This window comes from Pedobacter sp. UBA4863, from assembly GCF_002399615.1.
Lineage (GTDB): Bacteria > Bacteroidota > Bacteroidia > Sphingobacteriales > Sphingobacteriaceae > Pedobacter.
Window position 1 is genome coordinate 18,295 of record NZ_DHDZ01000009.1, and the last position, 12,393, is coordinate 30,687.

Annotated in this window: 9 protein-coding genes; 4 read left to right on the forward strand and 5 right to left on the reverse strand. The window is 37.7% G+C overall.

All coding sequences use genetic code 11. The annotated features are described in order from the left end of the window. The first annotated feature begins 215 nt into the window (after positions 1-215). Positions 216-2,648 (forward strand): AsmA family protein, encoded by a 2,433-nt coding sequence (locus B3I52_RS01400; RefSeq protein WP_293297761.1) that lies wholly within the window; start codon positions 216-218, stop codon positions 2,646-2,648. Positions 2,649-2,690: 42 nt separating this feature from the next. Here the strand turns inward: B3I52_RS01400 and B3I52_RS01405 are convergent, their stop codons facing one another. From B3I52_RS01405 to mtgA, 3 genes are all read right to left on the reverse strand, one after another. Then, the gene (locus tag B3I52_RS01405; RefSeq protein ID WP_293297764.1) at positions 2,691-3,155 is read right to left on the reverse strand and encodes a hemerythrin domain-containing protein; all 465 of its coding nucleotides are present in this window, start codon (positions 3,153-3,155) and stop codon (positions 2,691-2,693) included. After that, complete coding sequence (locus tag B3I52_RS01410; RefSeq protein ID WP_293297767.1) at positions 3,155-3,520, reverse strand: DUF488 domain-containing protein; 366 nt, start codon at positions 3,518-3,520, stop codon at positions 3,155-3,157. Before B3I52_RS01410 ends, B3I52_RS01405 begins: the two co-directional genes overlap by 1 nt. Before the next feature lie 95 nt (positions 3,521-3,615). Then, entirely contained in the window at positions 3,616-4,341 is a 726-nt protein-coding gene (mtgA, locus tag B3I52_RS01415; protein WP_293297769.1) for a monofunctional biosynthetic peptidoglycan transglycosylase, read from the reverse strand. Between the two features lie 102 nt (positions 4,342-4,443). Here mtgA and nth point away from each other — a divergent pair, with 102 nt between their 5' ends. After that, positions 4,444-5,124 carry an endonuclease III gene (gene nth, locus B3I52_RS01420; RefSeq protein WP_293297771.1) on the forward strand — a complete coding sequence of 227 codons (681 nt, stop codon included), beginning with the start codon at positions 4,444-4,446 and terminating at the stop codon, positions 5,122-5,124. A gap of 230 nt (positions 5,125-5,354) precedes the next feature. Further along, positions 5,355-6,365 carry a recombinase RecA gene (gene recA / locus B3I52_RS01425; RefSeq protein ID WP_293297773.1) on the forward strand — a complete coding sequence of 337 codons (1,011 nt, stop codon included), beginning with the start codon at positions 5,355-5,357 and terminating at the stop codon, positions 6,363-6,365. A 145-nt stretch (positions 6,366-6,510) separates the two neighbouring features. Here recA and B3I52_RS01430 read toward each other — a convergent pair whose 3' ends face one another. Both B3I52_RS01430 and tsaD read right to left on the reverse strand, forming a co-directional pair. Further along, positions 6,511-6,741 (reverse strand): hypothetical protein, encoded by a 231-nt coding sequence (locus tag B3I52_RS01430; RefSeq protein WP_293297776.1) that lies wholly within the window; start codon positions 6,739-6,741, stop codon positions 6,511-6,513. Positions 6,742-6,751: 10 nt separating this feature from the next. Then, the gene (tsaD, locus tag B3I52_RS01435) at positions 6,752-7,753 is read right to left on the reverse strand and encodes a tRNA (adenosine(37)-N6)-threonylcarbamoyltransferase complex transferase subunit TsaD (protein WP_293297779.1); all 1,002 of its coding nucleotides are present in this window, start codon (positions 7,751-7,753) and stop codon (positions 6,752-6,754) included. 219 nt (positions 7,754-7,972) lie between these two features. On the opposite strand from tsaD, the gene B3I52_RS01440 reads away from it, so the two are divergent. Further along, complete coding sequence (locus tag B3I52_RS01440) at positions 7,973-12,238, forward strand: translocation/assembly module TamB domain-containing protein (protein ID WP_293297782.1); 4,266 nt, start codon at positions 7,973-7,975, stop codon at positions 12,236-12,238. Positions 12,239-12,393 lie beyond the last annotated feature (155 nt).

The window sequence follows — 12,393 nt, forward strand, 5'->3', positions numbered from 1 at the left end:
GGGGAGGATTTAAACTTGATATACAAATATTTGCATATCAATTATTTATTGTTTTATGGGTAAGGCACTACGGGTATTAAGCTATAAAATTGTTCTTACCTGTTTTGCTAAATTAAAACAAATTCGCTTTTTCAGTAAATAGTAAATACTAAGCTCAGCACCCTACCCAAAAACAACCTTCACCTTTTTTTGTTATCTAAGCAACAATACCATTTATGAAACGTTGGCTCAAGATATCCTTAAAAATAGTAGGCGCTTTATTAATTATGTTTATTCTTTTTTGGATAGGTGCAGCCTATTATATCCATCAAAACAACAAAGCTATTCTTGCTAAAATTCTAACTCAGGTAAATACCACCGTTAAGGGTACGGTTAGGGTTTCGCACATGGAAACTACCTTATTAAAAGGCTTCCCCGGGGTATCGGTATCATTAAAAAATGTATCGCTACGCGATAGCCTATGGGGCCAGCACCAACACGACCTACTAAACGCTAAAGACATTGACATTAGCTTAAATGTTTTATCACTGTTAGTGGGCACTATTAATATCCGCAAAATTGCCATCAATAATGCCAGCATTTACCTCTATACCGCTACCAACGGCTACAGCAACGCCGAAATGTTTAGCAAAGCCAACACAGCTCAAAAAAATGATGAAAACTCTAACAGCGCTTTACAAATAAGGTTAATAGATTTTAACAAAGTTGATTTGGTAATTGACAATCAGAAACGTTTCAAATTATTTAGCTTTTATGTAAATGAATTGAAGGGGAAAATAAAATATCCGCTAGGCAGGTGGGATGGAGATTTTAAAGTAAACATCTTAATTAGAAGCTTTGCCTTTAACACTCTAAAAGGAAGTTTTCTAAAAGACAAAACCATTAGCGGCAACATGAAAGCACATTATGATGATGGTGGCGAAATTATCATTATTGACCAAAAGCCAATTAAAATAGGCAACGACACTTTTAGTATTGGCGCAAATATTAACACGGCCAAAAACAACTCCGCTTTTTCTATTGCCATTAGGGCCGATAAACTTTTGTACCCAAACGTGGCCAAGTTGCTCGCTCCTAACATTTCATCGAAACTGTTAAAATTTGACCTAGCAAAACCCATAGACATTACCGCTAGTATTATTGACGATGGCAGCAAAAGTAGTCGCGACCCACTTATTAACGTCAGCATAAAAGTTAAAGAAAATACAGTAACCATTCCCTCTGGAGAACTTCAGCAATGCAGTTTTACGGGTTTTTTCACTAACAAAGACACTACAAACAGGCCTATTGGCGACGCTAACTCGTTAATTAGGTTTTACGATTTAAAGGCAAATTATTATGGTGCGCCAATACGGGTTGACACGTTTAGCATAACCAACCTAGAGAAACCAATAGCCAAGGGCTTAGTCACATCGAAATTTGAGCTAAAGCAACTAAACGAATATTTTGAAGAAGAAAATTTTAAATTTGGTAAAGGCACTGCCGATTTAAGTTTATTTTGCCAAGCCGACATAGACAGTTTTTTATTTACCAAACCAGTTATACACGGCAAAGTTGCCATTAAAAATGCAGACATTACTTACCTTCCACGCAACTTAAAGCTCATCAATAACTCCGTGGAGTTGAATTTCAACCACAAAGATTTAAACATTAGCAACAGCAAATTTCAACTGGGCAACAGCATACTTACTGTAAACTGTACCATTGCAAATTTTTTAAACTTCTACTACACTGATCCTCAAAAAATAGACATCAACGTAAGCTTAAACAGCCCCAACTTACATTTAAGTGAATTGGTACCTTTTTTATCACCTCGTCATATAAAACATCGTAAAAGTTCTACAAAAAATGCCATAAAAGCAGCTTCCGTACAGTTAAGCACAGCCTTAGAATCCTCAAAAGTACATTTAATGCTAAATGTTAACCGGATAGTTTACAACAACTTTGTAGCCAATAAGGTAAAAGCCAACATCTCGTTAATAGGCAATGGCGTTTATTTAAACAAAATGACAGCGCAACACGCTGGTGGAAATATTAATGCAAACGGAAAGATAGAGCAACAGGGCACAATAAACAAGCTTAGCTTTAATGCCAGCGTAAATCGCGTTAGCGTAAAAGACTTTTTCTATGCCTTTGACAATTTCGGACAGCAATCTGTTACCAGCAAAAACCTAGCAGGATTTTTATCTGCAAACGTTAACGCTGCTGGCAATATTACCACAAAAGGGAACCTTGTACCAAAATCTATGTACGGCAAAGTAAATTTCACCTTAGACCAAGCTGCATTAGTTGGTTTTGAGCCTTTAGAAAAAGTAGGCAAATTTATATTTAGAAGCAGAAACCTTTCTAATATAGCATTAGAAAAACTGAATGGCAAACTTACGTTACGCGGCGATCATGTTGATATTAGCCCAATGAAGGTAAATTCTACAGCCATTAATTTTGATGTAAAGGGCGTTTACGGTTTTAACAGCGGCACCAACATTGCACTAGATATTCCGTTACGAGACCCTAAAAAAAGCGCCCAAATTATTGACCCCGAAGAGCGTGAGCTGGCTCGCATGAAAGGCATTGTACTGCATCTTAAAGCTGTAGATGAAAATGGAACACTTAAAATTAAATGGAATAAAAAGAAAGACAGAGAATAATTTTTAAGACTACAACTCGTTTTCGAACTTTCTATTACAGCATTAATCTTTCCAAAACTCATCGCTCCAGTCATCGCATAACACATCGTGGTGGTGCTGTGCAATGGCATCAAGCTGTGCCTCACTTGCCATTTGCTGTATCTCGCTAAACAAGATACGCTCTTCGAACCTAATGTGCTGTTCTAGTTCTTCTGCTATGGCATTTAAAGCATTTACCACATCTTCTTCTTGGTTAAAAAGCTGTGCTATGCTATGATGTTCGGCAATTGCCCTTTTTAACAGCTCGTTATCTTTAGGCAGAACCACAAAAACAAACTTTTCTTCTTCCTCAAAATGTGATTGTAAATGATTTGCCCAAAACCAGTTGGCATATTGCTTTATACGTGCTGTGGCGACATTTCTTTTAAAGCCTTCGCGTATTTTCCAACATAACAATAACCCATGATGGTGTTCTCGGCTTAATGGCCGTAACGCTTCATGTCTTTTTATAGGTTTGTTCTCCATCATTATTTGGCATTAAGTTTTAACTTATTTAAAACATTTAAAAGTACTAGCGCATGATTAATTTTTTCGTCTTTAGCGGCGTACAGCAACGTGAGTTTTTGGTGTTGGGCCAGGGCCAGCAACCGTTCTATGTCTTGCGGCTTGGCATACAACTCCAGTTCATACCGCTCAGAAAATCGCTTAAAATTTTCGGCTTTATGGTTAAACCATTTTCTCAGCTCAACAGATGGTGCTATTTCTTTATTCCACTCCTCAATGGCTGCCCGCTCTTTTTTAACACCCCGCGGCCATAACCTATCTATCAACATCCTATAGCCATCTGCCTTTACAGGTTCTTCATAAATTCTTTTAATTGCAATAGTTGACATTTATTTTCCTCCCTTAGCTATTGGATGTAATTTACAATACAAAAAACCAATATTGGTTTAAGAAATGTCATTAGTTTAAAACTTAAGTCATGCCACTAAAAATCTAATGGTCCTAGTAGGCGCATATTTCGCATAATCAAATACTGCCTGTGCTTAATATAACGCGTAGCTTTATTGGGGTTCCACCGCAACGGGTTAGGGAAACAGGCTGCTAACAGCGCTGCTTCTGCCCTACTCATCTTCATGCAAGAGTGTCCATAATATTTTTGAGCTGCAGCTTCGGCGCCGTAAATACCATCGCCCATTTCTATCACATTCAAATACACCTCTAAAATGCGCTCTTTACTCCACAACACTTCTATCAGCAGCGTAAAATAAGCTTCAAAAGCTTTTCTAACATAAGAGCGCCCAGGCCATAAAAACACATTTTTAGCAGTTTGCTGCGAAATGGTACTGCCTCCCTTTACTTTCTTTTTCCCGATCTTATTATTGTTTTTGTACGCCTTTTCTATGGCTTTCAAATCGAAGCCCATGTGTTGGAGAAAAAGCTGGTCTTCGGAAGATACGGCCGCACGCTTCATATTATCGGAAATATCTTCAAATTTGACCCATTGTTTTTTAATCTTCGCTGGCTTTCCATCCGCTTTGCGCTCCCAATTACGTTGCACCATTAAAAAGGTAATTGGCGGATTAATGAAACGATAGGCCAGCACCCAAACTAGAGAAAACACAAAAAACCACAACAATATTTTTCCTGCAACAATTGCAATGCGCTTAAATAAAGGCTTTTTTGCATTCGATTTGGTTTGTTTACGAGCCATGGTACAAAGGTAGAATTTTTGAGTTAAGGTGTAAACTACTAAACCTTTCTCAATAAGCTAACGAACTCTTGAACCAATGAACTAATAATTGTAATTTCGCTTATGCTAAAAAAAGAACGTTACCGTCATTTTGTAGAGCATTTTTCTACCAAACAGCCACATGCAGAAACCGAGCTTCATTATAACAATCCCTATCAGTTATTGGTGGCGGTAATTTTATCGGCACAATGTACAGACAAGCGCATTAATCAGGTAACCCCTGCCCTTTTTCAACGTTTCCCAAATGCAAAGGCCTTGGCAGAAACCACGCCAGACATTGTGTTTGATTATATTAGAAGCGTAAGCTACCCGAACAACAAAGCCAAACATTTGGTGGGCATGGCCAACATGCTCTTAAACGATTTTAACAACGAGGTACCTTCTGATGTAAAGGAATTACAGAAAATGCCCGGTGTGGGACGCAAAACTGCCAACGTAATAGCTTCGGTAGTATATAACGAGCCTGCAATGGCTGTAGATACCCATGTATTTAGGGTAGCCAACCGTTTGGGCCTAACCAAAGGAAAAACACCTTTGGCCGTAGAAAAAGATTTGGTAAAAAACTTACCAGAACATACCATTGCAATGGCGCACCATTGGCTAATTTTACATGGCAGGTACGTTTGCGTGGCCCGCAGTCCAAAATGCGATATATGTGAATTAACTCATTTTTGCCAATATTACGAAAAGCTACAAAAAGCTAAAAAAGTGAGGAAAACCTCGAAAATAAGAATAAATACATAGGCAGGTGGGGACACCCACCTACAGCCATAGCTACAGTTTGGTGTCAGCACCAAACCCAACCTGTAAAATATTAATATCATTTTTAAACAGTTTCTAATACTTTAAAAAATATTTCTAAAAATAATTGCATAAATTTAAAACATTTCGATATTTTTGCTAAAATTATTAGTTAAAAATAATTAGTGGTTGCCGAAACGTATTAGTATATTTATTCCCAGAATTTAAAAGACATGAATCCAAATACAGAAAAATTAAAAGCATTACAGCTTACCTTAGATAAACTTGAAAAATCTTACGGTAAAGGCTCTATCATGAAACTTGGCGACCAAGCAGTAGAAAGCATGGACGTTATCTCTACGGGCTCTATTAGTTTAGATATTGCGCTGGGTGTAGGCGGTGTACCAAAAGGACGTGTAATTGAAATTTATGGACCAGAATCGTCTGGTAAAACCACTTTAGCTACACACATTATTGCCGAAGCCCAGAAAAAAGGTGGCATTGCTGCAATTATTGATGCGGAACATGCTTTTGATAAATTTTATGCCAAGAAATTAGGTGTTGATACCGACAACCTATTGATTTCTCAGCCCGATAATGGTGAACAAGCTTTAGAAATTGCAGACAACTTAATCCGTTCTGGCGCTATTGATGTAATTGTAATCGACTCTGTTGCGGCATTGGTACCAAAAGCAGAAATTGAAGGCGAAATGGGCGATAGCAAAATGGGCTTGCAAGCTCGTTTAATGAGCCAGGCCCTGCGTAAATTAACGGGTACAATTGCTAAAACCGGATGTTGCTGTATTTTCATTAACCAACTACGTGAAAAAATTGGTGTAATGTTCGGCAACCCAGAAACCACTACGGGTGGTAATGCGCTAAAGTTTTATGCTTCGGTACGTTTAGATATTCGCAGAACTTCTCAAATTAAAGATTCTGATGAAGTTTCGGGTAACCGCGTTAAAGTAAAAATTGTAAAGAACAAAGTTGCACCTCCTTTCCGTTTGGCAGAGTTTGACATTATGTTTGGTGAAGGTATTTCTAAAACTGGCGAGATCATAGATTTAGGTGTTGATTTTGGCATCATTAAAAAAGCAGGTTCTTGGTTTTCTTACGGAGACACTAAACTAGGCCAAGGTAGAGATGCCGTTAAACAGCTTTTGCTAGATAACCCAGAATTGTCAGAAGAAATTGAAACTCGTATTAGAACAGAAGTAACAGGAGAACAGTTAGAGGAGAATTAGGCAATTATTTCTAATTAGAATAAAAAAAGCTCGCAAGTCAATTAAGATTTGCGAGCTTTTTATTTCAACAGCCATATTTAAAAAAATTAAACCCGTCCAATAGCTTTCTTATTTTTATCCTCTAAAGAAATTAGAATTTAACTTATTACCTAAAACTCGATGGCTTTGGTGCAGCATGCTCTTGCGGTTGCAAACCTTTCTCTTTCACAAAAGAAGCATCAAGTCTTATGATGGTATATGCTGCTATAATAGCCCCGATGAGCAAAAGTACTAAACCCAAATAATTCTTCTTCTTATCTTGTTTAATTACCCAAATTAAAAATACGATTAACGGTATGGCCAATAAGCCAAAAAAGATATAACTGGTTGCTTGCATATTTATGGTATTAAAAGTTCATTCTAGCCATTGGCGCTACTTCTTGCCCCACAAAATCTCCCTGTAAAAACTTGTGGTAACCTGCAATAGCAATCATGGCCGCATTGTCTGTACAATATTCGAATTTAGGAATAAAAACTTGCCAACCCAAGGTATCTTGCAAAGACAATAGTGCATTGCGCAAACCAGAATTAGCAGAAACCCCACCCGCAATAGCTATTTGTTTACAATGATACTGTTTAGCGGCCTTTTTTAGCTTATTAAGTAAAATATTGACAATGCTGTGTTGTACCGAGGCGCAAATATCAGCCAAATTTTCTGCTACGAAAGCTGGGTTCTCCTTTTGACGGTCTCTTACGAAATAAAGAATTGCCGTTTTAAAGCCACTGAAACTAAAATTCAATCCCGGTATTTGAGGCTCTGGAAACTGATAGGCATTCGGATTGCCCTCCCTAGCGTGTTTGTCTATCAACGGGCCACCAGGATATGGTAAGTTTAAAATCTTAGCTGTTTTATCAAATGCTTCGCCTGCTGCATCGTCTAGCGTTTCGCCCACAATCTCCATCTCAAAATAGTCTTTTACCAAAACAATTTGGGTGTGGCCGCCAGATACCGTTAAACACAAAAAAGGAAATGAAGGCATGGGCTGATCAATAAAATGAGCCAAAATATGAGCCTGCATGTGGTTTATCGAAATTAAGGGCAGGTTTAATGCCAAGGCGAAAGATTTTGCAAAAGAAACGCCCACCAAAAGCGAGCCCAACAAGCCTGGCCCTTGCGTAAAAGCTACCCCATTAAGCTGTTTTTTATCTACGCCAGCTATAGCCAAGGCCTGTTGCACGGCGGGCACAATATTTTGTTGGTGAACCCTAGAAGCCAATTCTGGAATAACGCCTCCATAATTTTCATGAATTGTTTGGTTTGCAATAACATTGGCAGTAATTTTGCCGTTATCACAAATGGCAACTGATGTTTCGTCGCATGACGACTCTATAGCTAATATGACAGACACGAATAAAAATATTTAAGCTGCAAAATTATTAAAAAACTATTAAAAATACTGCTATGGGTCGTAGCTTCAATCATATTACTGGTTGCTGTTGTTCTTTTTTCATTACAATTTAGGGCCGTACAAACTTATGTAGCAAAAAAAGCAGCCAATTATCTTTCTAAAGAATTAAACACTACTGTAAAAGTTGGAGGGCTTCATATAAAACCTTTTAAATCTGTAGTGCTAGAAGAACTGTTGGTTTTAGACCTACATAAAGACACTTTAGCACACTTCCCTAAATTTTTGGTAGATATTAATCGATTTTCGCTTAAACAGCGGATATTAGACGTGAGTACCGTTCAGTTAAACAATGGCACTTTCTTTTTAAAAACCCAAAAAGACGGCAACACCAATCTAGATTTTATTATAGATTATTTTGACAGTGGCCCAACTACCCCGAAAAAGAAGAAGAAAAAGTTCGAAATTTCGTTTGATCGTATCATTATTAACAATCTTCATTTCAAATACAAAAACCTGAAATATAACGAAAAGGTGAATGGGGTAAATTTTGAAGATGTTGACGTTACCAACATGAACGGCATTTTTGAAAAGCTGAACACCAAGCAACACATCATCCAAACCAACATTAAAAACCTTACATTCAAAGAAAAAAGCGGTTTTTACCTTAAAAACCTTAGTGCTTTTACCACTATAGACAGCAATGCCATAGAGCTAAAAAACCTGTTGCTAGTCACCAACAAAACCCGTCTTACCAATTATTATCAAATGAAGTTTAAAAGCTTCCGCGATTTTAAAGATTATGAAAATAAGGTAAGAATGAAGGCCAATTTCATTAACAGCCACGTATCTTCTAGCGATGTTGCCTTTTTTGCACCAGCTTTAAAGAACATGAAACTAGACATAGCGGTAGATGGGCAAATAACTGGTTTGGTGAATAATTTAAAAGCAAAAAAATTAGCCATTAAAGCAGGCAGAGCAACTTATATTAAAGGCGATTTTAACATGAAGGGCCTTCCTAACTGGGACGAAACTTTCATGGATATGAAAATTGAGCTTGCCGGCACCAACAAAAAAGATTTAGATGAGATTTTAACCGACCTTACTGGCAAACACATAAAATCTATTCCAGAAATTGTAAATAAGTTTGGCAACATTAATTTTAACGGCTACTTTACCGGCTTTCAGAACGATTTTATAGCGTACGGCGAATTTAAAACCAAATTAGGCCGCCTAAAATCTGACGTAAACATGAAGATCGACAAAGCAGGCATACCTTCCTATACCGGCAATGTAAAAACTTACGACTTTCATATCGGCGATTTGGTAAACGAGAAATTGTTGGGCAGAATAACATCCGAACTTTACGTTAAAGGCAGAGGAATTGAGGTTAAAAATTTAAGCGAAGAATTAAAAGGACAAATTAGCTACCTAGATTTTAAGGGCTATCGGTACCGCAACATTAATATCAACGGCACATTTGAAAAGAAGTTTTTTGATGGAAATTTAAAGATCAATGATAAAAATGTACAGTTAGATTTTGATGGTGGTGTTAATTTAAACCCAGAATTACCAGTTTTTAACTTTAAGGCAAACATTAGGAATGCCAAATTAAAAACACTTAAACTCTATAAAGATTCGCTTAAAGTTGATGCTATTTTTAGCACTAATTTCTCGGGCACTAACCTAGATAATTTACAGGGAAATTTATTGCTCCAAGAAATAACCATTAATAACCTTAGGGGCATTTACAAAGTAGATTCGGTTTATCTAAATGCCAAGGGCACGGGCATGGACAGGAGCTTGAGCATTAACTCAGATATTCTCGAAGCAGGCATTAAAGGCCAATACGATTTAGCAAGCATTGCCTCTTATTTTAAAGCAATTGCAAAAACATATATCCCTTCGCTGCAAACAAATGTAAGCAAGTACAAAACACAAGTATTCGATTTCCGTTTAACGATTAAAGATTTTGAACCCATAGCCGAACTCATTTCCCCTGGGCTGGAGATCGACAAACAATCGCTCTTGGTGGGTGCTTTCGATTCGAGAAACAACATTGCCACATTAGGCGGCGTAATTAGGCGCTTGAAATTTAAAGGCATTACTGCCAACAACATCATTATAGATGAAAGTACTACACCAAGACAACTGACCGCAATTGTGTCTTCAGACAGGGTTGACCTTAACGATAGCCTCTATATTAAGAATGTAAATATTTCGAATATCCTCCGTAACGACAGCCTCTCGTTAAACGTTAAATTATCAAATGCCGACGATGCCAACCAACTGGATTTAAACGGATTGGTAGAGTTCATGTCAGACACTTCCAAAATCAGCATCCTACCATCCAACCTTAAAATTAACCATCAAGACTGGAACATTGAAGATAAGGTAGCCATAGCATTTAATCAAGGCAAAACCAAGGTGAGCAACTTCTCGTTAAGCAATGGCAAGCAAGAGCTAAAGCTAGATGGGATGATTTCTGACGATCCTGAAGATGTAGTAGTACTGGCGTTAGAAAACTTTAACCTTAAAACCATCAATCCTTTCCTTAAAGGCTCTGGTCTTACATTTGGGGGTATTGCCAATGGTAAAACAAAAATTAGGAGCCTGCTTAAATTACCATTGGTAACCGATAGTATGCGTATCGATTCCTTAGCTTTTAACAACACGTATATCGGCAGCCTATCAGACACCTCCTCTTATAGCAGCACAGCTAAGCTAGCCAATGTATATAGCAAAATTGTAGCTGCCGACCGAGAAACCTTTAACATTACCGGAAACATTAACGCTGCAGAAAAGTTAATAGACCTCCATGTAAAGTTAGACGATAGCGAGCTTGCGCTGCTTTCTCCATTTGTGCATAAATTAGTTTCGGACTTAAAAGGGAAAGTATCGGCAGATTTGACTGTAAAAGGCCCACTTGATGCGCCACTAATTAACGGCGACATTAAGCTAGACAAAGCACAAGTAACCGTTAATTATTTAAAAACAACCTACATTATAAACAACGAAGTATCGGTAAAAAACAGCTCAATTCAGCTCGATAATTTAGTTTTAGAGGATTTGGAAGGACATAAAGGTACGGCAAACGGTACGGTGGACATGAAGAACCTAGACAACCCTAATATACAGGTAGAACTAGAGGCTAAGGGCTTAATGGCACTAAATACCACCTCTAAGGATAATGCTGTTTATTTTGGCAGGGCTTATGGAACAGGAAAGTTTTCTTTTAGGGGCCCTACTAACGATATGTTTATCGACATTAATGCAAAGACTGAAAAGGGCACCATTTTTAGCTTGCCCCTAAACAGCTCAGAAACCATTACAGATAAAGATTTTATCACTTTTGTAAGTAAAGACACCACCAAAGTAATTAAAAAGCAATCGAGCTTTGAGGGGCTGAGCATGAACTTTAAACTAGCTGTCGATCCCGCCACTACGGTGAACATTTACACGGTTTTAGGCAAGCTTAGTGGCACGGGCAATGCAGAATTAGAGCTAAACATTTCTAAAGTTGGCGATTTTGAGATGAAAGGCGATTACATTATAGAAAGTGGTGTTTTTGACTTTACGGCAAGAGAAGTTATTAATAAAAGGTTTGAGATTAGACAAGGCGGTACCATTAGATGGACGGGCAACCCGATTAATGCGCAAATTAATTTGAAAGCAATTTATACGCTGAGGGCAGCTTTAGCCGATTTATACCAAGCGGCAAACCGAGACGCTAGTAGCAACGCCACCCAAACGGCGCAAACCGAAGTAGAAATGGGATTAAGCGGCCTGTTAATGAAACCAGATATTAAATTAGATATTTTTTTCCCTGCCAATCCGGCCATTAAAGACGAATTACAATCGTACTTTAACGATGGAAATAACTTAAACACACAGGCATTAAGCTTAATTATACAGCGTAGGTTTGCCCCGGGTACAGGCGCCGAAAACCTAAGCCAACAATTAGGTTCGGTAGGCACAGGTACTGCTACCGATTTAATTTTCAACCAATTAAACAACGTTTTATCGAGCTTAAACCTAAACTTTGTAGATATTAATATCCGTTCTTTTAACGAAGCGAGCGCCTCTGCTAAACTTTTTAACGATCGTGTAATCATCAGTGCCGGCATTACCGATATCAGCAAAAGTTCTATTGACAACGCTATTGGTTTTAAAAACGAGGTTGGCCATGAGCTAGAAATATTGGGCTTAATTAAAAAAGATGGTAGTTTGGTAGGTAAAATTGCCAATAAACCACCTACCATTCAAAGTATATTTGCTAACCCAGGCATTGATCCCTATAAAAATGTTTTTTCTTTGGGCTTAGTTTACAACCAACAATTTGACACTTTTGGCGAACTACTGAAAAAGATAACGGGCAACTATCGCAAAGAGCAAAAAGAGAAAGAACGTAATAAAAGGCAAGAAAAAGCAAAAAAGCTAAGTAAAGAAGCAATTCTTAACGAGAGCAAAAAGAACCAGAGGAAATAAAGAAATTTACACTTTCAGCCTGAATTTCTTTATTAGAAACCTTCGATTGTTATTCTATTAATTATTAATACTCTGATAGAGTATTTGTAACACTGACCCTGAAATAAATTCAGGGTGACGGTCTATAATCGCTCCGTCATGCTGAATTTATTTCA

Bases quoted from the DNA above. Each gene is read 5' to 3' on its own strand.
- B3I52_RS01400 (WP_293297761.1), top strand. From the start codon at position 216: ATGAAACGTTGGCTCAAGATATCCTTAAAAATAGTAGGCGCTTTATTA.
- B3I52_RS01405 (WP_293297764.1), bottom strand. From the start codon at position 3,155: ATGATGGAGAACAAACCTATAAAAAGACATGAAGCGTTACGGCCATTA.
- B3I52_RS01410 (WP_293297767.1), bottom strand. From the start codon at position 3,520: ATGTCAACTATTGCAATTAAAAGAATTTATGAAGAACCTGTAAAGGCA.
- mtgA (WP_293297769.1), bottom strand. From the start codon at position 4,341: ATGGCTCGTAAACAAACCAAATCGAATGCAAAAAAGCCTTTATTTAAG.
- nth (WP_293297771.1), top strand. From the start codon at position 4,444: ATGCTAAAAAAAGAACGTTACCGTCATTTTGTAGAGCATTTTTCTACC.
- recA (WP_293297773.1), top strand. From the start codon at position 5,355: ATGAATCCAAATACAGAAAAATTAAAAGCATTACAGCTTACCTTAGAT.
- B3I52_RS01430 (WP_293297776.1), bottom strand. From the start codon at position 6,741: ATGCAAGCAACCAGTTATATCTTTTTTGGCTTATTGGCCATACCGTTA.